Below are 25,428 nucleotides of genomic sequence, written 5' to 3' on the forward strand. Positions count from 1 at the left end.
CCGGGAGGGGCCGAAGGTGAGGCGCCCATAAGAACCTCACCGCAATATCGGAGGAAACGAAATGAAAAATAGCGTCAAAGCGATGTTGGCCGGCGTGGCGTTGAGCCTCGTCAATGCAATGCAGCCGGCGATCGCCGCCGACAAGGGGATGGTCGGCGTTTCGATGCCGACTAAATCTTCCGCGCGTTGGATTACCGACGGCGATAACATGATCAAATATTTGAAGGACGCCGGCTACACGCCCGACCTGCAATATGCCGATGACGATATTCCGAACCAACTCGCCCAGATCGAAAACATGGTCATGAAAGGCGCCAAGGTTTTGGTGATCGCCGCGATCGATGGCACGACTCTGTCCGATGTTCTGGACCAGGCCCATACAAAGGGGATCAAGCTCATCTCCTATGATCGGCTGATCCGCAATTCGGAGAATGTCGATTATTACGCCACCTTCGACAATTTCCAGGTTGGCGTCCTTCAGGGCCAGTACATCGTCGACGCCCTCGGCTTGAAGGATGGCAAGGGTCCATTCAACATCGAGCTTTTTGGCGGATCGCCTGACGATAATAACGCCTTCTTCTTCTACAATGGCGCGATGTCGGCGTTGCAGCCTTATATCGACAGCAAGAAGCTCATTGTCCGCAGCGGCCAAACCGGCATGGACAAAGTATCGACTTTGCGTTGGGACGGCGCGGTGGCGCAGTCGCGCATGGATAATATCCTCAGCGCCTATTACGGGAAAGAGCATGTCGACGCCGTGCTGTCGCCTTATGACGGCTTGTCGATTGGCATTCTCTCCTCGCTGAAAGGCGTCGGCTATGGCAGCGGCGGCCTCAAAATGCCGGTGGTGACCGGGCAGGACGCGGAAGTCCCATCGGTGAAGTCGATTCTTGCCGGCGAGCAATCTTCAACCGTGTTCAAAGACACCCGCGCCCTCGCCAAGGCGACGGTCGGAATGGTCGACGCCTTGATGGGTGGCAAGGCTCCGGAGATCAATGACACTAAGACTTACGACAATGGCAAGAAAGTTGTGCCAGCCTATTTGTTGAAGCCGGTTAGCGTCGATCAGTCCAACTGGAAGGAAATTCTCGTCGGCAGCGGATATTATAAAGAAAACCAGATTCACTGATCCCGCTCGTCGAACAGGCCTCCCGCGATTGGCGCGTTGCGCGGGGCCTTGCTCCAACTAATGATAATAGGGGGAAGACATGGATGCGATTTTGGAGATGCAGGGTATCACCAAGACGTTTCCTGGCGTCAAGGCGTTGAACAACGTCAACCTCAGCATCAATCGCGGTGAAATCCACGCTCTCGTGGGAGAAAACGGGGCCGGAAAATCAACGCTCATGAAGGTGCTGAGCGGCGTCTACCCCCACGGAACTTATAGCGGCGCCATTCGCTATGAGGGAAAGGAATGCCGGTTTCATGACGTCGCGGACTCCGAAGCGCTGGGCATCGTCATCATCCATCAGGAACTGGCGTTGGTGCCGCTTTTGTCGATCACCGAGAATTTGTTTCTTGGCAATGAGCCGGCGCGCTATGGCGTCATCGATTGGGGAATGGCCAAATCCCGCGCCCGGGCGCTTTTGAAGAAAGTCGGTCTGAATGAATCCCCCGACACTTTGATCACCAACATGAGCGTTGGCAAACAGCAGTTGGTGGAAATCGCCAAAGCCTTGGCGAAAGACGTGAAGCTGTTGATCCTTGATGAACCAACGGCGAGCTTGAACGAAATCGATAGCGCCGCGCTATTGTCGCTGCTGCTCGCATTCAAGGAAAAGGGCATCTGTTCGATTATCATCTCGCATAAATTGAATGAGATTTCACGGGTCGCAGACCGCATCACCGTTTTGCGCGATGGATCGACCGTCGACACTCTCGACTGCCGGCACGAAAAAATCAGCGAGGACCGCATCATCCGGCAAATGGTCGGGCGGGAATTGTCCGATCGCTACCCCAAGCGCTCACCCAAGATCGGCGAGATCGTCTTCAGCGTTTCCGATTGGAGCGTCGATCATCCGCAGCATCCGGCGCGCAAGATGGTCAAGGGCGTGTCCCTCGATGTGCGCCGGGGCGAGATTGTCGGAATCGCGGGCCTCATGGGGGCCGGCCGAACCGAATTCGCAATGAGCGTATTTGGCCGCGCCTATGGGCAGAACATCAGCGGCAAAGTTCGCCTTCATGGCAAGGAAATCGATGTCTCCACTGTCCGCAAGGCCGTCGCCAATAAAATTGCCTACGTCACCGAAGATAGAAAGCAATATGGCTTGGTTTTGAGTGAAGACATCAAAGACAATATCGTTCTCGCGAATCTTGAAGCCGTAGCCTCGAAATTTTCCGTCATCGATAAAATCCGGCAATTGAGCGTGGCGCAGGATTATCGTCGCAAGACCAATATCAGATCCTCCAGCGTCTTTCAGAAAACGGTGAATTTATCCGGCGGCAATCAGCAAAAGGTTGTCATCTCGAAATGGCTGTTTTCGAATCCTGAGGTTCTGATGCTCGACGAACCGACGCGCGGGATCGACGTTGGCGCCAAATATGAGATCTACACGATCATCAACCAACTCGCTGATGCGGGGAAGGCGATCCTGGTCATTTCTTCAGAGATGCCGGAGCTTCTGGGCATTTCCGACCGGATCTACGTTATGAACGAAGGAAGGTTTGTCGACGAAATGGACATCGCCGAAGCCTCGCAAGAACGGATCATGCGATCCATCGTCCAGTCCGCAGGACATTTAGCATGACGAGCATCCCGGAACAGAATCAACAATCGGGCGGCATGGGCTTCGCCATCCACCTGCGCGATTACGGCATGATGATCGCGCTCATCGCCATCATCGGCTTCTTTGCGGTGGCGACGCATGGCGCGCTGTTGTCGCCGCTGAACGTCACCAATATCATTTTACAAAACAGCTACGTCATCATCATGGCCCTTGGCATGATGATGATCATCGTCGCCGGGCACATCGATCTGTCCGTCGGCTCGGTGGTTGGTTTCATAGGAGCGCTGGCGGCGGTCCTCATCGTTCAGGCCGATGTGCCGGCCCCAATCGCCGCGCTCTTGTGCCTGCTGGTCGGCGCGATCATCGGCGCTGGTCAGGGCTACCTCGTCGCCTACCATAAGATGCCCGCCTTCATCGTGACCCTCGGCGGCATGTTGATATTCCGCGGACTGAGCCTCTGGCTTCTCGATGGCCGGTCGATCGGGCCGTTCCCGGTGGCGTTCCAGAAGATCAGCTCGGGGTTCATCCCTGACATTTTCAGCGTCGCCGGATTCCACCTCACGACAATGCTGATTGGCGCGGCGGTTGCCGGGCTTTCGGTTTACGCCGGATGGCGCGAACGCGCCAATAACCAGCGTCACGGAGTCGACCTTGAGCCGGCCGCGGTATACTGGGTCAAAAACGCGATCCTCGTCGGGGTCGTTCTATACGCGAGTTACCTTCTCGCGTCCTATCGCGGTCTGCCGAACGTGGCGATGCTGATGTTCGGACTGATCGTGCTTTTCGCCTTCGTGACAACAAGGACAACCTTCGGGCGCCGGATTTATGCCCTAGGCGGCAACGAGAAAGCGGCCAAGCTGTCGGGGATCAATACGGAGCGGCTGGTGTTTTTCACCTTCGCCATCATGGGGTCTCTCGCCGCGCTGGCCGGGCTTGTTGTCGCTGCGCGTTTGAACACTGCGACCCCCAAAGCCGGCGTGTCCTTCGAGCTTGACGTGATCGCCGCGTGTTTCATCGGCGGCGCTTCCGCTTCTGGAGGCGTCGGAAAAGTGACGGGGGCGGTGATCGGCGCCTTCGTGATGGGCGTCATGAACAATGGGATGTCGATCCTTGGCATTGGCATAGATTGGCAACAGGTCATCAAGGGGACCGTTCTGCTGATCGCCGTGTTCTTCGACGTCTACAACAAGAAAAAAGCATAGACCGAAGGTCGCATAAAGATAGGATGCTGCTGTCTGCGGCGTCGCCCGAAGCAGATCGCCCAATGGAAAGCGCGCCTCGCGAGCGCCTCCCCGGTCAGCTGAAATCGAGGCGGATCAAAGCATCTTGATCTCACGTTTTATTTCGCATCAGCAGAGGACTTCGATGAACGTTTTATTAGAAAAAATTATCGCAGCTCACGGCGACTCGACTTGGGACCGCTTCCAGAAAGTCGAGGCCACCATCGTGAGCGGCGGCGGGTTCTTTCCGCTGAAGGGATTTCTCCCGGACTCGAACCCCCCCGCACGAGCATTTGGCTGCACGAGGAAAAGACGTCGCTGCAGCCTTGTGGCGCGCCGGATTTGCGCATGACTTTCGCGCCGGAGCGCGTCGCCATCGAGAAGCTCGAGGGAACAATGGTCGCTGAACGCCTGCATCCGCACGATGCGTTCGCAGGGCACCAGATGAGCACGCCTTGGGATCCTCTGCACTACGCCTACTTTAACGGCGAAGCTTTGTGGACCTACTTTACCACCCCGTTCTTGCTTGGTTTGCCCGGCGTCGAAGTCGAGGAGACGGAGCCCTGGACCGAGGGCGCGGAAACGTGGCGAGTGCTTAGGGCTCACTTTCCGGATTCCATCGCAACCCATAGCCCCGTGCAGGATTTTTTCTTCGGGGACGATTTCCTGGTGCGCCGACACGACTACAGCGTGGATGTCGCCGGCGGTTTCGGCGCCGCGCAGCTGACATCCGACTACGTCGAAGTTCAGGGCCTGCGCCTGCCGAGCAAACGACTGGCTTATACGCGCGGCCCCGACCGCCGACCGATCAAAGACATGCTGATGGTCTTCATCAACATCAGCGAAGTCAAATTCAGCTGAGTAGGGATTTGATCGAGCTCTGCGACATGCCGTCGACGTCGGCGGCAGGGTCGCGGGGCTCAAAGCTCAGGACAAATCGATCATGATGACCGCAACGCCTACCGCCGCGAGATGGGTCAAGCCATGATTTCGCGGGAGCTGTTCGAACGGCTCGTCGATCGCGGCGTCTAGGACATATCCCTGCCCATCACGGTCAAGCCGACAGCCCATGCGGCTCGGTCTCATGCGACCGGGATAAGGTGGGAACGGCGGCGCCCGGGCAGACGACAGATGCTGTTGCGGCTGATGTTCAGCGCCTTCGCCTGCTCGGCGATCTTGGCGTGAAGCGATCCGAACGAGTCGACCGCCTACTTCTAATCGATCAGGAATGACTCTGATTCAACTCGTTTCAATTCAATGGCGAGAGTTTCGCGCAATTTCGCGGCGAGATCGGCGCTGGTAATTTGCAGAAGTTTAGCGCGGAGTTCCGGCCTGCTATGCGTGAACTCTATGAGATGCTCCAAATCCCACATCGCAAGCCTTGCCGGCCCGCGCGCCACCACGTCGATTGGGCTGACAAGGCCGCTATACGCATTGACGCTCCCGATGAGCTGTCCAGGATGGTACGTCAAAATAGCTTTATCATAGGCAACCGCTTCAATTTCGTCGGAAATAAGGACGATCGCGTCAGATATCGGCCGACCCTTTTTGAGGATTCCATCGCCAGGCGAGCAGTCGACCCAGCGGACAAGGCTGGCCATTTTTACAAAATCTCGCTTGCTGATGGAGCTAAAGGCCACGCGGTGCAGTTCCTCTTCTTTATCGGTGAGGATTACAGGGCGCCTATCCAGGATCAGGGTCACGATCCGAATACCGTTGACGACCATGAACGCCATCGCCCAGAAGATCGGCGGCCAGAGCGGCTCGTGCTGGAAATAGTAGTACGGCAGTATCATGACGTCGGATGCGAACGATAGAATGCGCAGCTTGAGGAAATCTCGCACCGAGAAGGCCAATAGAAACGCCAAATTTGAGAGATTGACCAGGCCGTTCAACCCGAAGATCTGATCGGTCAGGAGGTCTCTCGATAGCAATTCCATGATTCCTTCTTCAAATGACTAACCAAGCCGTCGATCCGGCAATGGGGCTGGCCACAGATCGATGATGGCGCTCAAGCCGGTTCACTTGGCGAGGGGTTCTCGAACCGACTCGGTCAAACCAGGCGCAGCGTCTTAAGCGTAAGCGGAGTGGGCGTAAAAGTCAAAAAGATGAGGGGCGGTTAGAAATAAAAAAACTATAAAATTTCGTTGCTATTCAGAAACGACAAAACTTTTACATGATAACATCTTGGAATAGTTGGAGCTATGATGCCTGCATGGTCTAACGACAACCTCGACCTTACTCGATTGCGCATTAAGACAACAACGCCAACATCACATCTGTGGACATTTCTGAGTATCCTACCGGTTGCAGCGCTTTGATCGCGACCGGCTCCTCCGCACGCGCGCTCTCAACACGAGGCGGATGGATCGAATGCGAGTGGCGCGGCGGGGCCTGTGAGCCTTACCGGCGCAAAAAGGCCATTTGCGCAATTTGGCTGTATCGAATCCAGCCGAGACTCCGCTCTGGGCGCGGCGCTATTTTGATCGTGCTGCGTGAGGATCCGAATTTCAAAATTTTGTTGGAGTGGTTCGCTTTGGGGAGGCGTAAACATCCCGCGCGCCTGAGGCCGACAGTCTGGCGCCAAACGGTTGAGTTTTTGCTCAGATCGCAGGCTTTCCTACAGCGGCCGCACGCCGTGACGCAGCAGCCGCACAATGTTCGATTCGATGGCGCCCAGAAAACTTTATGGATCGCGCGGGCTCGATCTTCCGCGGCAAAAGTCTAAAATTGGTCAGGGCCGCGTAGGCGGCGGAAAAGACAGCACTTCACTCGTGTAGGTCTCGACGACTTCGCTAAAGGGCGTGCCGTCAGGTAGCGTCAGCAAAGCGCGATGCTCTAGGCCGTTGTGACGAATTCGGCGTTTGGGGGATTCTCGCGAGGATCTTTCCATGATTCAAGGCTGATTTTTGGAGATCAGCCTTGATGATTCGGGATGTCGATGCGCTGCGAGACGATCAATGGGAGCGGCTTTGTGATCTTGTGCCAGGCGGAAGAGCCGGCCAGCGCGGGCCGCGCTGCGACAATCGACGCTTCGTCGACGCGCTGTTATGGATGGCCCGCTCGGGCGGCCGCTGGCGCGATCTGCCCGAACGCTTCGGCGACCATCAGGCGGTGAAACGCCGCTACTATCGCTGGATCGAGCGCGGCGCCTTGGACGGATTTCTTGAGGCATTCACCGCCGAGGCCGATCTCGAATGGCTGATGATCGACTCAACAATCGTGCGCGCCCATCAGCACGCGGCCGGCGCAAGGATCGCCAAAGGGGGGCGGATGCCCAAGGCCTGGGCCGCTCTCGCGGTGGTTTGAGCACCAAAATCCACGCCGCGACAGACGCGCTCGGCAACCCCGTTCGGCTCCTTCTCGGACCTGGGCAGCGCAACGACATCACAAAAGCGCACGCCCTGATCGAAGGCTTTGCGGCCGATGCGATCATCGCCGATAAAGGTTATGACGCCAATCACTTGCGCAAGGCTGTTCTTATGCGTGAGGCTGAGCCGGTGATCCCATCAAAATCCAATCGCCGCGCGCCGCTCCCCTACGACAAGGCGCTCTACAAGGAGCGCAATCTCGTCGAGCGTTTCTTCAATAAACTGAAGCAGTTCCGGCGCGTCGCAACCCGATACGACAAGCTCCTCGCAAACTACCGAGGCTTCGTATTGCTCGCCGCTATTGCTATCATGCTCAGGTAATTCGTCACTACTGCCTAGAACTTTCGAGGGGATGTTAAGCGCCGCGCCAGCGTCATCCCGCGCGGAAGCGCCCATCTCCCAGCCTTGCGGGAGGGGCATCCACAATAGGTTCGCCGACAGCGTTTGCCGGCGAAAATGCAGTGCCTGCACCGCGCGGCCGAACGATATGTCGCTTGTTTCGAGTTGCTGATTCATTTCCGGCGTCAAGCGGCTCGGCACATACCAGTTGTCCGCCTCGGACAAGACATGCTCGCCGCAATGCAGGCGAACCCTGCGATATTTCACCTCGTCGTTCGGGCTTAGTCCGAGGAGCTGGCGCTGCTCCGGGGTCGCCGTCTTGTCCTCGCCGCGCACCCGCTCCGCGACAATTCGCGCCGGGGATGCAAGTTGATGGCTCTCGCACCAGCGATCGAGGGTCAGCGTCGCGCTGTCATGGCTGAGCAGATCGCTGTTCAGCGTTTGCACCAACGCCAACGCCTCTACGCGCGCGAGCAGAGTGTCTGGCCAGACAGACGCTAAATCTCCGGCGCAGGCGACGGACCTAAGCAGAAGAAGGCCGCACGACGCCGAGACGATCTTGCTGATGTTGAAGCTCATATGAAACCTTTTGGAGGGAGGCGGCCCGCCCGATGCAAGCTCTTAGCGCTTTGCCCCCGAGCGTTTGTCGTGGGCGACTGTTACGCCGCAATGTCAAAGGGCGTCAAACGGAGCTGCCGTTGCAACAGGTTAGAAGTGCGCGACCCTCGAGCCCAAAGTCGCCCCTCGCGCAGGCTGTAGAGGCGGTCACCGTGAAAGAGCGGTCCGCTCGAAAGAGTCACCGCCGCGCGGGTTTCGGCGTCCGCGACAATGCGGGAGCCTTGCCGCCATGACTTGCGCGGTTGCCCGCGCGGGAGGTGAGAGTCTGTGGCAAGGTCGCTCAAGCCGCGAACCGTCAGATTGTTGACGGCGACCCATTCGCCAAGCGGTTGGGAATCTTGGCGGCCTATCGGTCAAGCCATTGGTTTAACTGGAGCGGGCGAAGGGATTCGAACCCTCGACCCCAACCTTGGCAAGGTTGCGCTCTGGTTGCTTCGTCGTGTGAGAACTATTTTCGGCTCATTGGAGTTGGCACTGTCGTTTCAGCAGAATCCGTGTAGCGAGCCCAGATAAGAACACGATCGTCTCGGCGAAGTACGCCATGACGTTCACGGCTTCATTAACGAGCGGCGCTTTTCACGATCTCGGCATATTGTCGCGCCGCCTGGGCGCTGCTTGCGCGGTTGTAGTGCTCTTCAGTCACCCTTCGGTCGGTATGTTGCAGGACGGCGCTGGCGAGGTTCGGGTTGTCTCCGGCGTAAGTGCAAATAGCGGAAGCTGCGCAGGACCGAAACAGATGGGGGCTGACTTTGACGCCGAGCGTCAATAGAGTGGTCTCGGTTATGACGAGCTCGACGCTGGAATAGCTCATGCGCTGGCCTGAGTTTGACGACAACCAAAGCGGGCCTGCGGCTGCATCCAGCGTCTCGGCGGAGGACAATGCGGCGTCTTCGCCGTTGGCGAGCAAATGCCCGATGTCAGACATTGCGCCATTCTTCCTCCTCTCAATCGCCCTCAGCACAGGACGATGGATCAAAAGATACGAAGCGATCGCGGCGTCGAGGTCGCGCGGCACGCGGCGTTCGTCCGGACGACCGCTTTTGGTGTGCTTGCGATCGAGCACAATCCACCACCTCGATCCAATTCTGCGAAAACTGGTCTGCAGATCGAGGGCGACGAAGTTCTTAAGACGGATCGGACAGAGCGCGAGAAGGGCGATCATCACGCCGTTGCGGACCTGACGGGCTCGGCGCAACGGCGTGAGAGTCGGGTCGTCGTTCGACTCTTGCACGAGAGTGAGCCCGGCTTCAACGAGGCGATCAGGATCAACGACGCGATGGCTTTTTGAGAGGGGCCGCATCACCAGGGCAAGGTCCTTCTCAATCTCCCCGAGCCACGCAAAGTCTCGTTCGGGGGCAAGCAATTCGGACGCGCGACGCACCTTATAGATCGTACCGGCGAGAGTGACCGAGCCGATCCGCGATCGGAGCTCCTCTAGAAACCGCTCAATGTGGTCGGGGGTCACCTGCCCAGCGGCCGCAGCGTCCGGTTCAAAGCGACCCGTGCGCATCAGATGATCGACAAAATAACCATAGCGGCGGGCGAGATCGCCCTGCGTAATGCGAGCCAGATGCGCGCCGGCGCCGCCCTTGCGGAGGCGAACGCCCGGCGCGATCGCGCGCGCCCAGGCCGCGCGGTCAGCAATCGACCATTCGGCGATTGGCGCTGAGCGGATTTGCGGCGCTTGAGGACGGTGCGGCGGAGAGGCGGCTAGACGTCTTTGTCCACAAGAGGGTTGATCGCCCGCTAGTTTATGCATCGTCTTCCTCCTCCGCGCGCCGAGCGCGCAGATTGCGGACGAGATCGCCGTAGACCTCGCTGGCGTGCGTGGTTTCCAGACCGATATAATTGCGGATCGTGACCTGCACGGTGCGGTGGCCGAGAAGCAGGCGGACGAGCTCGTAGTTACCCGGTTGGTGTTTTAGGATGATCGCCGCCGACAAATGGCGGAACTGATGAACGGTGAGGCGAAGGCCGATCGATTTCTCGATGCAGGCGGTGATCTGACCGCTCAGCGTCGCAAGACATTTGTGGTCGTCCCGTTCTCCCGGAAACAGCCATGAACCATCCGCTTGGTCGACGAGAGCAGGGCGATAGTTGAACAGATAGTCGTCGATCAGCGCCGTCAGTTCGGCGTCCAGAGGAAAGTCGAGGTTTACGCGGTTCTTGACGTCATAGCCCGGGAAAACGAGTCGGTAAGGCGCTTTCGGGCCGCCGCTGCGGATGAGATTTTCGCCGATGCGAATTTGCCCAAGGTTGGCGCGGCGAATCGGAGCGACGTTGAGAATCCCGATCGCTGCCGCCATCTGGGCTCGCACCGCCGCCTTGACCGGAGACGAATATGACGCCTCTTTCGCCTGATCCATCAGAAGGCGCGGCAGATGATGCAGCGCGCGCCAGGCGTCGCTTTGCATAAAGGTTCGGATGGCGGCCAAATTTTTGTCCGTCATCGCCGCGGGACTATGGTGTTCGAGTTCGGAGCGCATGTCGTCGAGCGCTTCAAACTCTGCCGCGGACAAATGCTGGGCGCTCCGCGCGAGGCTGACAAACAGCCGAGCCAGGTCAATGGTGAAAATTGACGGCCGCTCGCCGCTCTTTTCCCAATAGGCGTCGAGAATGCGGCGGCTGACGTCTGGATGCAAAAGAGAGGCGAGCGACGTCAGTTGCTCCATGCCGACCCCGATTCGCGTCGCCGTGCGCATCGCCGCCTCGAGCATGGCGCGGCGACCGCGGATGGTCGTTGCTTTGGCCGGGCGCAGCCGCCTGCCTTTGGCAGTCTTGCGGACGCGCGTGAGAGAGGTCAAATAGGCTTCGATGTCGTCGCGCAATCCGATCGGATAATCCGCCCAAGGCGGGAAGGCTTCGCATTGTCGAGACGGGGGCTCGACCAAAAAATGGCTTGGCCATCCGGCAATGGTTCGAGCGCGGTCGTTCCAATGATGCGCTAATACCCGCCGCGCCGCCGCGTCCGCAGAAAGCGATGTGGTGCGCAGGCGATAAGCAAAGAAAGCGTCGATGACTGCTTCGTCGACGCAGTCCGGCGAGATATCTCGCCCTGAGCAGTATCGCATCAGCGACGCCAGGCGCGTCCGTTGAGGCGAACTCGGGCACTCATCGTACAACGCCCGCCATTCCGGCGTCAGCGGGGCGCCGCGCGCTGGCGTCTGCTTTTCTTTGTGCATCCAGGCCAGCGCGGCGCGCACATTCGATGCGTGATTGCTCAACGTTTTCTGGGTTATTCCAAGTCGAACGGCTTTCAATTGGCTGATTTGAATGCGAACGGCCGACCACCGCGCCGGGATCAAAACCATTGGCCGGTCGAGGACGGCGGCTATTCGGCGCAGCGAGCAGGGCCAGTGTCGCCTCAGGTCGTCCGACAAATCTGGATCGCCGGCGATCGCGACGGCGGCGTCCTCGAAAGAGGGCTCTATTAAAGAAATTACGGAGCCGAGCGAACGTGCGGCAACGGAAGCCAGGGGACTGAGATCGTTCATTAGGGGAGCCTCGTCGAGCGCCGGAGTTCATTTGGGTGGATTGGGTATCATATGGAAGTAAATTAGGATTACGTCAAGCATTTACTGGCTTTATGTAAGAATATATACGATCCTAATCTTAGTTCTTCTTGTGTCATCCTGTAGTATTTGGATGTATAAGGATGGAAACTCATCCCCGCTCAATTGCCAAGGGCGCGAGAGCCCGAACTGGTCCCTCGCGCCCCCGGATGGCGCATAATTTTCGATCAATATTCGCTGGTCGATCCGCACATCCGCGCCTTCATGAACTCGCGCAGGCTCGAATCCGGATATCGAACCGAGCGTCCGATTTTCACGAACCTCGGACCCGTTCCAGACAGTCTCGCCTTCGCCAGCCATGATGATGAAAGGTTGAGGGCTTTCGCCGCGTCTTTCGGGTGCAAAAGGGAATCGGCGCTGCTCGCCTTTATTAACGGTTCCATGAGGCCTTTCTTTCGTCTGTCTGCCATGGACGAAGGATCTCATAGGCCTCGTCGCAAAATTTCGGTTTGTTGCCGCAAAATAAAAATCGGCGGGGGCCACCCCCGCAAGTTTGACCGCTTATGACGTGCTGGCCCTGACTGAAAGACTGACGGGCTCGCGCCGAATATCGGGGCGCCGAGCGGTCAATCGCCGAACGTCATGCGAAGGCTGCCGATCTGTTCGAAAATAGAGGAGGGGATCGCACTTGGCGCCGCGCCCGAAAAAATCCGCGTCAGGAGAGGATAGATCCCTGCTTAGCGGGCGCCGCGCTGAACTTTTTTTCGTCGTTGAAAGAGCCGATTGTCCGTCTGGTCGAAGAGATCATCGATCGCGCGGGTCACTGTGTCTTCGCTGACATTCTGCGCCAATCCACCGTGAACGTTCACAAGCCGCGTCAGCGCCTTGAGCGACATCGTGGGATTCCATTTTCCGCCTTCGATAGTTTTTTTGATGACGCCGATCATCTCTGGACGCAGCGCCGGACGTCCTGATTTCTTAGCGTCGCCGGACGCCAGCTTCTTTCTGCGGTTTCGCAAGACAAAGCGTGTAAGAGCCGCCACTTCTTTCTCGCGGAATGCGATGATGGCATCGGCCCATTGCGGGCCAAACCATTTCGTCACTTGTCCGTAGACTTTGTTTGAAGGGCGAAGGAAATGGAAATTGCCGCCTCGCGGGCTCCTGAGGAAGGGAATTTCTTTGAGATCTTCGGGGTCAAGCTTAACGATTTTGCGGGAATTACCGCCAATGCCCATCACTCTCAGTCGTCCGGCGTCCGCCGCCCGCCAGATCTCTGAGATGGCGGCGTCCAATGCCCCTCCGCCACGACATTCAGTCCGGATTGCCAAAGCGTCGCGACCAGTTCCCCGTCCTCGACGCCCATATAGAGCAATTTGGCGATCATCTCCGCCGCTTCGTCAATCGTGACGAAGCCGATTGGAATAATCGCGGTCATGCTCTTCCTGTTTTAAGACTTGGCTTGGCTATGGCCGCGGCGCAGGACGAACTCGCCGTTTAGCGATTCTCTGCCGCACCTCTCCGTGCCGCTATAGAAGCTTAAGCGGAATAACCATGCTAGCGCAATCGACTTCGCGCGAGCTATTCGGTTGCCGGAAATCCGAACGGCCGTACAGCATCCTCTTGACCCCAAGGCCGAAGCATCGCCCGGGCGAACTGAGACCCAAAGGCGAGGTTCACCGCGCGAATGAATAGCCGCTTCGCGCCCATTCTGGCCGTTCCGCGCTTTCAGCATGATTCCCGAAAGGCCCCGTTCAGGCAATTCCAGCGGCTTCAAACCCCGCCACTTCCTAGCCTTCGATAGCCTCGACGTACTGTCATGGCATAGCTCGACCCAACTCGTTTCAGTTCACAAGCTCAAAGTCGCCCGGCTTCCACGTCTTGTCGAACCAGGGCTCCAGCGGACCGTAAAGGCGAAGAAGCGTGTTCCACCCCTTTCCGGGGATAGTCTGCACCCAGTTGGTCTCTTGGCCCGCCGGCGGCTCCGGAGCGAACCACACCGTCACCGACCCGTTCGGGTTCGACTTGATGTTCTTGTCATTGCTATCGAGACCGGCGAGCTTCTGATCTGTCTCTAACATCGAGCGCGTTTGCCCGTCATAGACCATGAATGACCAGAACTGCTTCGCCGGGATCGGCGCTGGAAGTGTGATCTTGTAAGTCTTGGCGCCGTCGAGGTACTCGCCCTTGCTATCGCGAGTGGCATAGGCATAGGCGGAGCCGGTCCCCGGTGTGGAGTTCGCCATCGCCGGCGTGATGCCGGTTGCGTAGTAGTGGAAGAGCGTACGCGCATCGAGCATTCGCTCGCCCTTGTCGTAGAATGCGTAGCTGCCACGGATAAACGCCGTCGCCCACTGTCGATCGGAATAGAACTTGACGCGATCGTCCCGGGGAGCGAATACGATGGCGCGGGCCGTCGCATTGGCCACGCCGATCGCATCGGTAAGGATGGACTTCATTCGATCGTCCGGCGCGAAGGGTTTGCCCTTTTTGATCCCAATCGAGGCAAACAACCCAACAATCTCTGGATCGAATGCGTCCCCTGGCTCGTGCTGAATGACCTCGTAGAACGGCAGGCCCAAATTCGCAACGGCAAATCGTTTTGCTTCGGCTTCGGCAATTTGAAGAAAAAGGTCAAACCCGACACCACCGACTTTCTTTGCGGCGGCTTTCGTCTTAGACCCAACTTCAGGATTCTGAACGGTATCTAGGAAATCATGCCCCGAGGCGGTTAGGCGCAAAAGAAGAGCAGACCACGATAAGAAACCATCTACACTTCTTGTTAGCCCGAACCCCCCATCGCAATCATCTTGCTGGATGAACCTTTTGTCAGCTAAAATAGCCATGTGAAATTCAAAATCTAGGTCGTTATAATCAAAACCGGCTGCCTTTAAATCTTCGATGTCGAAGGTAGGCTTTTCGGACGCCTGACATGCTTCCAAAAGCTTCTTCAGGTAGTTATGGTCGATCTTCATGCTTGACCTCCTTTGGTCTCCTTCTACCGTCAATCCAGGCTTATGAGAGCCTCGTCGGGCGTGCCCAGATTCCAAACATCAATCGGTGTTGAATTCATATGCGGTCATCCCGTCAGCGCGGCTGAACCCATTGGACGGTCAGCGCATCATGCGCCTTGCCATCGTCCCAGCTCAGGGTAACCCAATTTGTTGAAACGGGATACGAGATCAAAATCCGTCCTGGCCGATATTGAGCGTCGCGCAGGCCTGGATATTTGTTTAATTCCTGGGCGTCGAGCAGCAACACGAAGCGAAACCCAAGTATGTTGACTGCCAAAGCTTCAATGTCGTCGCGCTTGTTCGTAAGGGGCTGGAGCTGGAATCGTAGCGTATTCTCGGTCAGGTCGCCCGGGTTCATGATGCAGTACAGCCCAGCCCCTTCCGGCCAGGAGCTAGGGTCGTCTAGCATGTCGAGTATCGCTTTGTCCCGTGAGAATGCGCCGGACAGTCGTTCCCCTCCGCGTGCTAGATTCCTTGAGACGGCCGCAGCTTTTGCCGTTTTCAAAAGCCAGCGTTCTAGGCTCAGGACTCATTGATTGAGATAGAAGAGGACGGCGGCTGCGATGCAGATGGCGGAGAAGAAGGTGTGGGCGCATCGATCATAGCGGGTTGCGATGCGCCGCCAGTCCTTGAGCTTGGCGAACATGTTCTCGATTTTGTGACGCTGGCGGTAGAGCGTCTTGTCATAGGCAATGGGAAGCTTGCGGCTTCTGGTTGGCGGGATGCAGGGCTCGACGCCCCTGGCCTTCAGCGCGGCGCGGAACCAGTTGCTGTCGTAGCCCCTGTCGGCGATCAACATTGAAGCGGGCGGTAAAGCCTTGAGCATCAGCCGCGCGCCCTTGTGGTCGCTCATCTGGCCCTCCGAGAGCAACATGACGAGGGGCTTGCCGGCGCCGTCGCAAACGACGTGGAGCTTCGAGTTCAGTCCGCCTTTCGTGCGCCCGATACGGCGGGGAAGAGCCCCTTTTTGAGCAGGCTCGCCGCTGTGCGATGCGCCTTCAGATGCGTGGCGTCGATCATGATGCGCTCGGGCTTTGGACCTTCGCCAGCGAGCGCGGCGAATATGCGGTCGAAGACGCCGAGCCGGCTCCAGCGGATGAAGCGATTGTAAAGCGTCTTGTGCGGCCCGTAATCCTTGGGCGCATCTTTCCATTGCAGGCCGTTGCGGATCACATAGACGATTCCGCTGACCACCCGACGGTCGTCAACCCGCGGAACGCCATGCGACAGAGGAAAATGCGGCGCAAGCCGCGCCATCTGCCGCTCGCCCAACAAAAACAAATCACTCATCCCAGCCTCCCCATGCGGAGACCAGGAATCACATCTCAGGCAAATTTAATAGGTCCTGAGCCTAGGTCATGCCCCGAAATAATTGCATGACGCGACCCACCATCATGTTCGAGATACGACTTAAGCGAGGCGAAGAAGTAATTCGCGGCAGCATCGAGAGGGCTAAGCGCGCTGTTGTGTTTAGTACAAAGACATTTCGCTTGTGGCGGAGCGATTATCTTCACCTCGTCTGCCTCAAGCCATGGCACACCGGAGATGGAGAACTCACCGTCTCCCATCAATACCTGACAGACGGAGGCAGAAATTATATGTTCGCTCGATATAGGCGGAACGCACGAACCCAACTCCCTCATGTAGCACTTTTCTACACGCTGGGCCGGGGGCAGCGCTTTGAGTCCAAGGACGACGGGGGGTTTATGCCAGTCGTGTCCGTTGAAGCAGCAAAGACGCGCAGGCTTTCCCGACCCGCATGGACACGGTCCATTCAAAACGGCTTCCCTTTTGCGCTTCGCCTCGCCCATCGCTATACAGTGTAAATCAAAATGCGTCGGCGCGCCGACTGCGATTGGGGCATGTTCCCCCGGCAAAGCCAGGGCACTTTAGCTGCAAGCCGCCGAAGGCGTATCGACCGATTCGGCTCGTGCATGTATCAAGAATTAAGCAACACGTGGTGCGCCATCGATTTATTGGTGGCTTGCTCTGCAAGCCTCGGCGGCAGCCTGATGTGCCGCATTCTGCTGCGCTTTAATTCTAAAACAATCGGATTGATTTGAGCATGCGCGTGCGGCTTCGCACTCCGAAGCTGGTCCACAGTCCAAAAACTTTCTATCTTAGCCTACAATCTCACGTTGCCCGGACTCCCGCAACTTTGCTACCCCGATCTTGAAGGCGCGGAAATCAAGAGTTTTGCACCGAGTATTCTAAGCAAACAAATCAGTTATATATTGTGCAAAACTACGGTGCGAATGTCTGCTTTGACGTACTGGCGACTTCGAAGCAGACCGACTGCTCTCGGCCCCAACCGGACCGGATTATATTTTTAGCAATGTTTGGAAATGGCGTATATTGCATACTCTTCAAGGGGACCGGCTCCCGCTTCAACGCCCTGTTCACCCTTCAAATTCGGTCCGCGCGTCGCAGCGGCACAACCACATCTGCGGCGCCCTTGTCCGACTCTCCCATTGTGGTGGTCAACATGCCGCCGATTTGCTCGGAGGCCCGGCGCAGTGGGTCTGCGTCAAGATGAGCGTAGCGTGCGGTTGTCGTCGCTTGCGCGTGGCCAAGCAGTTTACCGATGATCGGCAGCCCAAGCCCGGCGGCGGCGCCGAAGCTGGCGTGGGTGTGCCGCAGGTCGTGGAGGCGCACGCCGATCAGGCCAGCGCGCTTTGCGACGAGAATCCAAGGACGATGGAGGTCAGCGCGTGGAGTTTCGCGATCGGCGCCGCTGCTTTGGCCGGCGATGACGTAGACGCCCATCCGCGGCAAGTCCGCCAGCACCTTCATAGCTGGTGCGTTGAGCACAATGGTTTTGCGGCCAGTCTTGCTGTCCGGCAGCAGTAACAAACCCCGCTCGATATCGACATAATCCCACTTAAGCTCGAGGATTTCGCGTAGACGGGCGCCGGTGAGGATAAGGAGCCGGAGAGCAGCCGCGGCGTGCGGACCAATGTTGGTCACGCGATTCTTCTTCGGAACGTGCTTGGCCGTTGGCTTCGTAGCGTCGATTTGCCATGGGATCCCTGTGGTTTCCGCCTCGCGGACGGCGTCGCCGAGACGCGCAAGCTCTTCTGATGTGAGGAAGCGCTCGCGGCGCTGCTCGCGGAAGGCCTCGATATGGGCCGCCGGATTGTGCCCGCGTTTCACCAACCCGCAAGCAGCCGCGTAGCGGTAGACAGAGCCAATGCATTCGATGACGCGGTTTGCCGTCATCGGCTTTGTCTCCCCGATGTGATGGTGCAATTTTACGATGTCGCTTTCGCTGACAACGTCGAGCTTAATGGCGCCGATAACAGGAGCGGCGTGCTTGCGGAGGTAAATGCGGTAGTTGACCACCGTCCTCGGCTTAAGCTTAGCAACAGCCTGTTCGGCAAGATAGCGTTCGGCGAAGTCGCGGAATATTGGCGTTTTCCGCGCGCGCGAGCGTGACGCCGCCGGGTCTGCGCCAAGCGCAGCCTCGGCCAATATCTCCTTTGCCGCGGCGCGGGCCTGGTCGGGCGTCAGCGTTCCGACGGCGCCGAGCACCATGCGCCGTTTTGCCACGCTACGCCCTCCAGCGCCCGGCCGGTACTCGACGAACCAGCTTTTCGCACCGCTTTTTGCCGCCCGGAGCCCGAAACCCTTGAGGTCGGTGTCGTATAGAGTGAGGGGACAGACGTCCGCGCTGATCGCATCGATCATGCGCTTGGTTAATTTCGTAACAGGCATCGCATGGGCCTCGTGTCGCCACCCAGTCGCCACCAGAAAAGAAACTGGAGGCGGCGTCGTCAACCCACGTATTAAGTAAACGTTTGATTTGCAAGAGATTGTGTACGACAAAGAACGTTAGGGAATGCTCAGGATAGCAAGACTTTCATTCTCATAACCTGAGGGTCACAGGTTCAAATCCTGTCCCCGCAACCAAACCTAACCGCCTCACCCACCCCACAAGACGCTCGGTAAAACCGCCGCTTCGCATCGCCAACGCCCGGAAATCGTCCGGGTGGACTGACGTTGCCCCAGGTTTTATGCGGCGCTGGGTCCGCTCGGACGGTTGAACTGCCAGATCCTGACGCATTCGACCGTAGAGATGCGCCGCCTCGACGATCATGGGCTCGGCAACCCAACGGCGACGCCCGGCCCTGATTCCTCCTGCGCGAGGGCGGCGCCGCACCTGCCCCCCCGATGCCGAACTCTCCCCAGAACTAGGCGGCCAACAGTTCGCTGGCGGGGCGGAAGAACTCACAGTGAATGCGATCCGAAATGGGGGCTTGCGCCTCGGTCGGGCGCCGGAGGAGATCAACCTTGGTGCGCTGGGTTCAAGCTGGTCGATTGCAGCGCCTGCCCCATCCGTCCAGCCTGCGCGCTGCCTGTGATTCTCCAGGAGGCCACCCGTGCTTTTATAGCGGTGCTCGACAAATATACGGTCGCGGATTTGTTGAACCGCGGCGATTTGCTCCATGCGATCCTGTCGCCGAGAGCTGCCTAAATTGTCGCGAATGGGCTCTGGAGAAGCTTGGCGTCAGATGCGCCGCGGGCCTTAAAATTTGCGGGATTTCATACGGTCAAGCAAAGGGTTGCGGGGCGTCAGGCAGTTGTCCTTGGCGCCGGATCGGCCGGAGGCAACGCTCGCGGCCGTCGGTCGCCGCCTATCGCGACAAAGGTGAAGATGGCTTCGGTAACTCTGGTTAAAGACTCCTCCTCGCGATGACGTCGCCAGGCTTCGACCTTGATTTTCATGGAGCTTCTCCCCTCGTTCGCAAGTTCGGCGTAAAGGCTGACCTCATCGCCGACGAAGACGGGGCTCAGAAAAGTCATTCCCTCCACCATCACCGTGGCGCAACGACCCCGCGCCCGGCGAGTCGCGACGCTGCCTGCCGCAAGATCCATCTGCGCCATCAGCCAGCCGCCGAAGATGTCGCCTGCAGGATTGGTGTCCGCCGGCATCGCGATCGTGCGAATCACAGGAATCCCATGCGGCGCAGATTGAACAGCGTCCGCCTGGGGGCGATCGGCGGAATGCTGGTTTAATTCGCCCATTGTAGCCATGCCCCAAACCTCCGCGAACAGCGCTAGTTGCTTTCCTTGTCAAGCTATAGGTTCTCGCAAACAGCGCAACCGCAAGATAAACTCGCCCTCGTTCACGCTAGCGGGATTTTTTCGCTGTTACAGGCTGCCAGGCATCAAGGCTGCTGCTTTTTTTTCAGCGCCGCCTTTGTGGGCTTGGCGTCGCCGCGATCCTTGGCGTTCGCCTCGAATTCAGCCTGAAGGTTCAGCGCACGCCCTTGCGTCAGATGCAGCGCGCAAAATCCGTGGACATCTTCGCCCGAGTAATTGCGGCACGTCACTTCGCGCTCGGACGAAAATCCGGCCTGCTCGCCCGCAATCCTTTTGATCGCGACTTTGTCCTTGCCCGCGCTCGACAATAAAGCGCGAAAATTACTCCGCATGGTCGTCTCCGCGAAACCGCGAGCGCGCTCCATTTGCTTAATCTGCGCGGCGTCGATCGATTTTCCAGAGGGGCCCCAAAGTCCCGTCGGATCGACCCGACAATCCGCGGCGACGAAATCACAGGTTCGCGGCTCCCGCGCGACCAGGACGGCGCCATCCAAAACCTCGAGCGAAAATCGGCAGGCTTCGATCTCGACGTCGTAGCGGAGGAGGCCCCTCGGCCTGCCCATCGGTTTGGCGTCGATCGGCGCGCCGGCGACGACATCGATGCGGCATGGTTCTCCGGGATGCGCGATTTCCTCGCCGCTCATCGACAAACCAGTAACTTCGAGCGTTTTCTCCGGAGCCCGCTGAAACGTAATGAGTCCTTCGGACCCGTTGCGCGAGAGGTCTCGGCCGATGACCGTCTCTTCCCCGGGCGGCCGTTGAGTTATGGGTCTCAGCTTCGCCGGGCCGCCGCCGGAATCGGCTCCTGATGAATTTAGCGGCTTTCCCGCGCTATCCGGCCCTGTCTGTAGAGCGCCCGGCAACAGCATCTGCGCAAACGCCGGCGATGCGGTTAAAACGGAGGCCAGCAGCGCCGGCAAAATAAGAGGTTTCAAAAGAACTCCCGCTTTGATCATCGCGGAACACACTAACCTTTGGACCAGGCAAAAGAAATCATGGTAAGCGAAATCTCCAACGGCGCTTTCGGTCAGGCCCTGCTCAAGCTAGGCAGTAGTGACGAATTACCTGAGCATGATAGCAATAGCGGCGAGCAATACGAAGCCTCGGTAGTTTGCGAGGAGCTTGTCGTATCGGGTTGCGACGCGCCGGAACTGCTTCAGTTTATTGAAGAAACGCTCGACGAGATTGCGCTCCTTGTAGAGCGCCTTGTCGTAGGGGAGCGGCGCGCGGCGATTGGATTTTGATGGGATCACCGGCTCAGCCTCACGCATAAGAACAGCCTTGCGCAAGTGATTGGCGTCATAACCTTTATCGGCGATGATCGCATCGGCCGCAAAGCCTTCGATCAGGGCGTGCGCTTTTGTGATGTCGTTGCGCTGCCCAGGTCCGAGAAGGAGCCGAACGGGGTTGCCGAGTGCGTCTGTCGCGGCGTGGATTTTGGTGCTCAAACCACCGCGAGAGCGGCCCAGGCCTTGGGCATCCGCCCCCCTTTGGCGATCCTTGCGCCGGCCGCGTGCTGATGGGCGCGCACGATTGTTGAGTCGATCATCAGCCATTCGAGATCGGCCTCGGCGGTGAATGCCTCAAGAAATCCGTCCAAGGCGCCGCGCTCGATCCAGCGATAGTAGCGGCGTTTCACCGCCTGATGGTCGCCGAAGCGTTCGGGCAGATCGCGCCAGCGGCCGCCCGAGCGGGCCATCCATAACAGCGCGTCGACGAAGCGTCGATTGTCGCAGCGCGGCCCGCGCTGGCCGGCTCTTCCGCCTGGCACAAGATCACAAAGCCGCTCCCATTGATCGTCTCGCAGCGCATCGACATCCCGAATCATCAAGGCTGATCTCCAAAAATCAGCCTTGAATCATGGAAAGATCCTCGCGAGAATCCCCCAAACGCCGAATTCGTCACCACGGCCTAGGGGAAGGCGCTAAATAGGGGCGCTTTGCAGCCACGGCTCGCCTTGCGTCGTCGGATCGTCCTCTTATATACCGGCCATCTTGCGTTCACGCGCTGCGATGCCAATTTGAACATAGTCGGGGACCGGGCGGAAATCCGTCCGCCCATTTGTCGGATCGCTTCGGGATCCGGTGGTCTTGCGGATCGAAAGGAAGATTGATCATGGGTAAAGTTATCGGAATCGACCTTGGCACCACGAATTCTTGCGTGGCCGTCATGGAGGGGACGACGCCGAAAGTAATCGAGAACGCCGAGGGCGCGCGGACGACGCCCTCCATAGTAGCATTCACGGATGATGGGGAGCGTCTCGTTGGGCAGCCGGCCAAGCGCCAGGGCGTCACCAATCCGGAGCGCACTTTTTTCGCCATTAAGCGGCTGATCGGCCGCACCTTTGAAGACCCGATGACCAAAAAGGATATGGGTCTTGTTCCCTACAAAATTATTCGCGCCTCGAACGGCGACGCCTGGGTCGAGGCCGATGGCAAGCAATATTCCCCTTCGCAGATTTCCGCCTTCATTCTGCAAAAGATGAAGGAGACCGCCGAGGCCTATCTCGGTCAGCCGGTGTCCCAGGCCGTGATTACGGTCCCCGCCTATTTCAACGACGCACAGCGTCAGGCGACCAAGGATGCTGGCAAGATTGCCGGCCTCGAAGTCCTGCGCATCATCAATGAGCCGACTGCGGGCGCGCTCGCTTATGGCCTCGACAAGAAGGCTGCGGGGATCATCGCCGTTTATGATCTCGGCGGCGGCACTTTTGACGTGTCGATCCTGGAGATCGGCGATGGCGTCTTTGAGGTGAAGTCGACCAATGGCGATACTTTCCTCGGCGGCGAAGATTTCGACACCCGTCTCGTCGAGTATCTGGCAGATGAATTCAAGAAAGAAAACGGCATCGACCTGAAAAAGGACAGGCTCGCTCTGCAGCGGCTCAAGGAAGCCGCCGAAAAAGCCAAGATCGAATTGTCCTCGGCGACCCAGACCGAAATCAACCTGCCCTATATCACCGCCGACGCTACGGGACCGAAGCATCTGACCCTGAAGCTGACGCGCGCGAAATTCGAGGCGCTGGTCGATGATCTCATTCAGAAGACAGTGGAGCCGTGCCGCAAGGCGCTGAAGGACGCCGGCCTCACGGCAGGCGAAATCAACGAAGTGGTTCTCGTCGGCGGCATGACGCGCATGCCGAAAGTGCAAGAGATCGTCAAAAACTTCTTCGGCAAGGAGCCGCACAAGGGCGTCAATCCGGATGAGGTCGTCGCGATCGGCGCGGCGGTGCAGGCCGGCGTGCTTCAGGGCGACGTGAAGGATGTGTTGCTGCTCGATGTGACCCCACTGTCGCTCGGCATTGAAACGCTCGGTGGCGTCTTCACCCGTCTGATTGATCGCAATACGACCATTCCGACCAAGAAGAGCCAGGTGTTCTCGACCGCCGAAGACAATCAGACCGCGGTGACCATTCGCGTATTCCAAGGCGAACGCGAGATGGCGGCCGACAATAAGTTGCTCGGCCAGTTCGATCTCGTCGGCATTCCGGGCGCTCCGCGCGGCGTGCCGCAGATTGAAGTCACGTTCGATATTGACGCCAACGGCATCGTCAATGTGACCGCCAAGGACAAGGCGACCAATAAAGAGCAGCAGATCCGGATTCAGGCGTCGGGCGGCCTTAACGAATCCGACATCGACAAGATGGTCAAGGATGCTGAGCTGCACGCCGCCGAAGACAAGAAACGGCGCGAGCTCGTCGACGTCCGCAACCAGGGCGAGGCGATGGTCCATACGGCCGAGAAATCCCTGACGGAGTTCTCCGGCAAGGTCTCCGACGCCGACAAGAGCGCGGTTGAGACCGCTGTGGCGGCCTTGAAGGGCGTTCTGGAAGGCGAAGACGTCGAGGCGATCAAGGCCAAGACCAATGATCTCGTGCAGGCTTCAATGAAGCTGGGCGAGGCCATGTATAAGGCTGGAAGCTCGGAGCCGGGCGCGGAAGCCGGGCAGGAGGCTCCCAAGGACGACGTCATCGACGCCGACTTCAAGGAAGTCGGACCGGACGACAAGAAAAAATCGGCCTGATTGATATGAGCCGGCGGGGACCTCTGGGTCTCCGCCGGGCGCGTGAGCATTGAGGCTGAAGACGTCGGAAGACGTTGCGAGCCGAATGTTGGGGCGCTGCGGACTAACTGGTTTGCTGTTCCTTTTATGTTGCGCAAGCACGGATTTTGCTTGAGCATAGTTTCTTTGGCGGCGGATTCGATTTGATCCCGCCGCCAAAACTTGAATATGCTTTGCGGTAGTTTTCCGCTTCTACATAACGTCAAGAACGATTGGCCAGCCGCGACCAAAGCAAGGCGGCGCCGGCCGTAACGATTGGAACTCTACGGACGATGGCGAAACGCGACTTCTACGAAATTTTGGGCGTTTCCAGGAGTTGCACGGAAACCGAGATGAAATCCGCCTTCCGCAAGGCGGCGATGGATTGTCATCCCGATCGCAACCCTGGCAATGCGGGCGCCGAAGTCAAATTTAAGGAATTGAACGAGGCCTACCAGACGCTCTCCGATGCGCAAAAGCGCGCGAGCTATGATCGTTACGGCCACGCCGCTTTCGAGCAGGGCGGCGGCGGATTTGGCGGCGGCGATGGGTTCGCCGCGTCAATGTCGGATATTTTTGACGATCTTTTCGGCGATGTGATGAATCGGCGCGGGGGCGGCCGCAACGGTCCGGCGCGGGGCTCGGACCTCCGCTACAACATGGAAATCGCGCTCGAGGAAGCATTCCACGGCAAGACTGCGTCGCTGACCTTGCCGACCTCAGTCACCTGCGAAGCATGTTCTGGGTCTGGGGCGAAGTCTGGAGCAAAGCCAAGGGTTTGCCCGACTTGCGGCGGCCAAGGTCGCGTGCGCGCTCAGCAGGGCTTTTTCGCGATTGAGCGGGCTTGCCCCCAGTGCCATGGACGCGGAGAAATCATCGACGATCCGTGCGCGTCCTGCGGCGGATCGGGCCGGGTCACGCGCGAACGCAACCTTTCGGTCAATATTCCGTCGGGCGTCGAGGATGGCACGCGCATCCGGCTCAGCGGGGAAGGGGAGGCCGGATCGCGAGGCGGTCCGGCGGGCGATCTCTATATTTTTGTTTCGATCAAACCACATCCATTCTTTCAGCGGGATGGGGCTGACCTGTTCTGCCGCGTTCCGATTTCGATGGTGCAGGCGACCGTCGGCGGCGAAGTCAGCGTCAGCACGCTCGACGGCGGCTCGGCCAAGGTCAAAATTCCTGAAGGCACCCAGACAGGCAAGCAGTTCAAGCTGAAGAGCAAAGGCATGCCCGTGCTGCGTTCGCGCGATGTTGGGGATCTTTACATTCAAGCCACCGTCGAGACGCCGCAAAATCTTACTAAACGGCAACGCGAGCTTCTGGCGGAATTCGAGGCGGAATCCTCACACAAAACCCATCCGGAAGCTTCGGGATTCTTCGCCAAGATGAAGGATCTTTTCTAAAGCATGATCACTTCAACTTGAAGTGATCATGTTCGAGATCTCTTTCCTCCAACACATATTCGTCTCCGAAAAATCTGCGCT

At 58.3% G+C, this 25,428-nt stretch carries 19 protein-coding genes and 4 pseudogenes; 7 read left to right on the plus strand and 16 right to left on the minus strand.

Features of this window, described 5'->3' with window-relative positions:
• Window positions 1-61: 61 nt before the first annotated feature.
• The 4 genes from chvE to WDN46_05820 all read left to right on the plus strand — a co-directional run bounded on the left by chvE (window position 62) and on the right by WDN46_05820 (window position 4,807).
• On the plus strand, window positions 62-1,129 hold the full coding sequence (gene chvE / locus WDN46_05805) for a multiple monosaccharide ABC transporter substrate-binding protein (GenBank protein MEJ0092942.1): 1,068 nt from the start codon (window positions 62-64) through the stop codon (window positions 1,127-1,129).
• 79 nt (window positions 1,130-1,208) lie between these two features.
• Window positions 1,209-2,747: a multiple monosaccharide ABC transporter ATP-binding protein gene (gene mmsA, locus WDN46_05810; GenBank protein MEJ0092943.1), complete on the plus strand. Its 1,539-nt coding sequence runs from the start codon at window positions 1,209-1,211 to the stop codon at window positions 2,745-2,747.
• Window positions 2,744-3,928 carry a multiple monosaccharide ABC transporter permease gene (mmsB, locus tag WDN46_05815; GenBank protein MEJ0092944.1) on the plus strand — a complete coding sequence of 395 codons (1,185 nt, stop codon included), beginning with the start codon at window positions 2,744-2,746 and terminating at the stop codon, window positions 3,926-3,928. The genes mmsA and mmsB overlap by 4 nt, the downstream gene beginning before the upstream one ends.
• Window positions 3,929-4,294: 366 nt before the next feature.
• Complete coding sequence (locus WDN46_05820) at window positions 4,295-4,807, plus strand: hypothetical protein (protein ID MEJ0092945.1); 513 nt, start codon at window positions 4,295-4,297, stop codon at window positions 4,805-4,807.
• 66 nt (window positions 4,808-4,873) lie between these two features.
• Here WDN46_05820 and WDN46_05825 read toward each other — a convergent pair whose 3' ends face one another.
• Together WDN46_05825 and WDN46_05830 are read right to left on the minus strand one after the other, a co-directional pair.
• Entirely contained in the window at window positions 4,874-5,017 is a 144-nt protein-coding gene (locus WDN46_05825; protein ID MEJ0092946.1) for a hypothetical protein, read from the minus strand.
• A gap of 143 nt (window positions 5,018-5,160) precedes the next feature.
• The gene (locus WDN46_05830; protein ID MEJ0092947.1) at window positions 5,161-5,886 is read right to left on the minus strand and encodes a hypothetical protein; all 726 of its coding nucleotides are present in this window, start codon (window positions 5,884-5,886) and stop codon (window positions 5,161-5,163) included.
• Between the two features lie 985 nt (window positions 5,887-6,871).
• On the opposite strand from WDN46_05830, the pseudogene WDN46_05835 reads away from it, so the two are divergent.
• Window positions 6,872-7,638 (plus strand): annotated as a pseudogene (locus WDN46_05835) (IS5 family transposase).
• 72 nt (window positions 7,639-7,710) lie between these two features.
• On the opposite strand, the pseudogene WDN46_05840 reads toward WDN46_05835, so the two are convergent.
• The 14 genes and pseudogenes from WDN46_05840 to WDN46_05905 form a co-directional block, all read right to left on the minus strand.
• Window positions 7,711-8,235: pseudogene (locus tag WDN46_05840) on the minus strand (hypothetical protein).
• A 598-nt stretch (window positions 8,236-8,833) separates the two neighbouring features.
• A complete protein-coding gene (locus WDN46_05845; GenBank protein MEJ0092948.1) occupies window positions 8,834-10,033 on the minus strand; it encodes a site-specific integrase in 1,200 nt (399 codons plus the stop codon).
• Window positions 10,026-11,768: a tyrosine-type recombinase/integrase gene (locus WDN46_05850; protein MEJ0092949.1), complete on the minus strand. Its 1,743-nt coding sequence runs from the start codon at window positions 11,766-11,768 to the stop codon at window positions 10,026-10,028. The genes WDN46_05845 and WDN46_05850 overlap by 8 nt, the downstream gene beginning before the upstream one ends.
• A 245-nt stretch (window positions 11,769-12,013) precedes the next feature.
• Window positions 12,014-12,256, minus strand: coding sequence for a helix-turn-helix domain-containing protein (locus tag WDN46_05855; GenBank protein MEJ0092950.1), 243 nt, complete (start codon window positions 12,254-12,256; stop codon window positions 12,014-12,016).
• Window positions 12,257-12,523: 267 nt separating this feature from the next.
• A complete protein-coding gene (locus WDN46_05860; protein ID MEJ0092951.1) occupies window positions 12,524-13,078 on the minus strand; it encodes a hypothetical protein in 555 nt (184 codons plus the stop codon).
• Window positions 13,027-13,221 carry a hypothetical protein gene (locus tag WDN46_05865; protein ID MEJ0092952.1) on the minus strand — a complete coding sequence of 65 codons (195 nt, stop codon included), beginning with the start codon at window positions 13,219-13,221 and terminating at the stop codon, window positions 13,027-13,029. The genes WDN46_05860 and WDN46_05865 overlap by 52 nt, the downstream gene beginning before the upstream one ends.
• Window positions 13,222-13,627: 406 nt before the next feature.
• Window positions 13,628-14,758 (minus strand): DUF1214 domain-containing protein, encoded by a 1,131-nt coding sequence (locus WDN46_05870; protein MEJ0092953.1) that lies wholly within the window; start codon window positions 14,756-14,758, stop codon window positions 13,628-13,630.
• A 112-nt stretch (window positions 14,759-14,870) separates the two neighbouring features.
• A complete protein-coding gene (locus WDN46_05875; protein ID MEJ0092954.1) occupies window positions 14,871-15,155 on the minus strand; it encodes a hypothetical protein in 285 nt (94 codons plus the stop codon).
• Window positions 15,156-15,326: 171 nt separating this feature from the next.
• Window positions 15,327-15,950: an IS5 family transposase gene (locus tag WDN46_05880; protein MEJ0092955.1), complete on the minus strand. Its 624-nt coding sequence runs from the start codon at window positions 15,948-15,950 to the stop codon at window positions 15,327-15,329.
• A pseudogene (locus WDN46_05885) lies at window positions 15,917-16,087 on the minus strand (transposase). Before WDN46_05885 ends, WDN46_05880 begins: the two are co-directional and overlap by 34 nt.
• Before the next feature lie 1,116 nt (window positions 16,088-17,203).
• On the minus strand, window positions 17,204-18,484 hold the full coding sequence (locus WDN46_05890) for a tyrosine-type recombinase/integrase (protein MEJ0092956.1): 1,281 nt from the start codon (window positions 18,482-18,484) through the stop codon (window positions 17,204-17,206).
• An 885-nt stretch (window positions 18,485-19,369) separates the two neighbouring features.
• Window positions 19,370-19,831: an acyl-CoA thioesterase gene (locus tag WDN46_05895; protein ID MEJ0092957.1), complete on the minus strand. Its 462-nt coding sequence runs from the start codon at window positions 19,829-19,831 to the stop codon at window positions 19,370-19,372.
• A 134-nt stretch (window positions 19,832-19,965) separates the two neighbouring features.
• Complete coding sequence (locus WDN46_05900) at window positions 19,966-20,835, minus strand: hypothetical protein (protein ID MEJ0092958.1); 870 nt, start codon at window positions 20,833-20,835, stop codon at window positions 19,966-19,968.
• Between the two features lie 126 nt (window positions 20,836-20,961).
• Window positions 20,962-21,728, minus strand: a pseudogene (locus tag WDN46_05905) (IS5 family transposase).
• A 287-nt stretch (window positions 21,729-22,015) separates the two neighbouring features.
• Here WDN46_05905 and dnaK point away from each other — a divergent pair.
• Both dnaK and dnaJ read left to right on the plus strand, forming a co-directional pair.
• The gene (gene dnaK, locus WDN46_05910) at window positions 22,016-23,923 is read left to right on the plus strand and encodes a molecular chaperone DnaK (protein MEJ0092959.1); all 1,908 of its coding nucleotides are present in this window, start codon (window positions 22,016-22,018) and stop codon (window positions 23,921-23,923) included.
• A gap of 311 nt (window positions 23,924-24,234) precedes the next feature.
• The gene (gene dnaJ / locus WDN46_05915; GenBank protein MEJ0092960.1) at window positions 24,235-25,347 is read left to right on the plus strand and encodes a molecular chaperone DnaJ; all 1,113 of its coding nucleotides are present in this window, start codon (window positions 24,235-24,237) and stop codon (window positions 25,345-25,347) included.
• Window positions 25,348-25,428: the final 81 nt, after the last annotated feature.

The sequence above is a fragment of the Methylocella sp. genome (assembly GCA_037200525.1).
Taxonomy (GTDB): domain Bacteria; phylum Pseudomonadota; class Alphaproteobacteria; order Rhizobiales; family Beijerinckiaceae; genus Methylocapsa.

Coding starts and splice junctions, on each gene's coding strand:
- chvE (MEJ0092942.1), top strand. CDS start 62: ATGAAAAATAGCGTCAAAGCGATGTTGGCCGGCGTGGCGTTGAGCCTC.
- mmsA (MEJ0092943.1), top strand. CDS start 1,209: ATGGATGCGATTTTGGAGATGCAGGGTATCACCAAGACGTTTCCTGGC.
- mmsB (MEJ0092944.1), top strand. CDS start 2,744: ATGACGAGCATCCCGGAACAGAATCAACAATCGGGCGGCATGGGCTTC.
- WDN46_05820 (MEJ0092945.1), top strand. CDS start 4,295: ATGACTTTCGCGCCGGAGCGCGTCGCCATCGAGAAGCTCGAGGGAACA.
- WDN46_05825 (MEJ0092946.1), bottom strand. CDS start 5,017: ATGGGCTGTCGGCTTGACCGTGATGGGCAGGGATATGTCCTAGACGCC.
- WDN46_05830 (MEJ0092947.1), bottom strand. CDS start 5,886: ATGGAATTGCTATCGAGAGACCTCCTGACCGATCAGATCTTCGGGTTG.
- WDN46_05845 (MEJ0092948.1), bottom strand. CDS start 10,033: ATGCATAAACTAGCGGGCGATCAACCCTCTTGTGGACAAAGACGTCTA.
- WDN46_05850 (MEJ0092949.1), bottom strand. CDS start 11,768: ATGAACGATCTCAGTCCCCTGGCTTCCGTTGCCGCACGTTCGCTCGGC.
- WDN46_05855 (MEJ0092950.1), bottom strand. CDS start 12,256: ATGGCAGACAGACGAAAGAAAGGCCTCATGGAACCGTTAATAAAGGCG.
- WDN46_05865 (MEJ0092952.1), bottom strand. CDS start 13,221: ATGACCGCGATTATTCCAATCGGCTTCGTCACGATTGACGAAGCGGCG.
- WDN46_05870 (MEJ0092953.1), bottom strand. CDS start 14,758: ATGAAGATCGACCATAACTACCTGAAGAAGCTTTTGGAAGCATGTCAG.
- WDN46_05875 (MEJ0092954.1), bottom strand. CDS start 15,155: ATGAACCCGGGCGACCTGACCGAGAATACGCTACGATTCCAGCTCCAG.
- WDN46_05880 (MEJ0092955.1), bottom strand. CDS start 15,950: ATGGAAAGATGCGCCCAAGGATTACGGGCCGCACAAGACGCTTTACAA.
- WDN46_05890 (MEJ0092956.1), bottom strand. CDS start 18,484: ATGATCGATGCGATCAGCGCGGACGTCTGTCCCCTCACTCTATACGAC.
- WDN46_05895 (MEJ0092957.1), bottom strand. CDS start 19,831: ATGGCTACAATGGGCGAATTAAACCAGCATTCCGCCGATCGCCCCCAG.
- dnaK (MEJ0092959.1), top strand. CDS start 22,016: ATGGGTAAAGTTATCGGAATCGACCTTGGCACCACGAATTCTTGCGTG.
- dnaJ (MEJ0092960.1), top strand. CDS start 24,235: ATGGCGAAACGCGACTTCTACGAAATTTTGGGCGTTTCCAGGAGTTGC.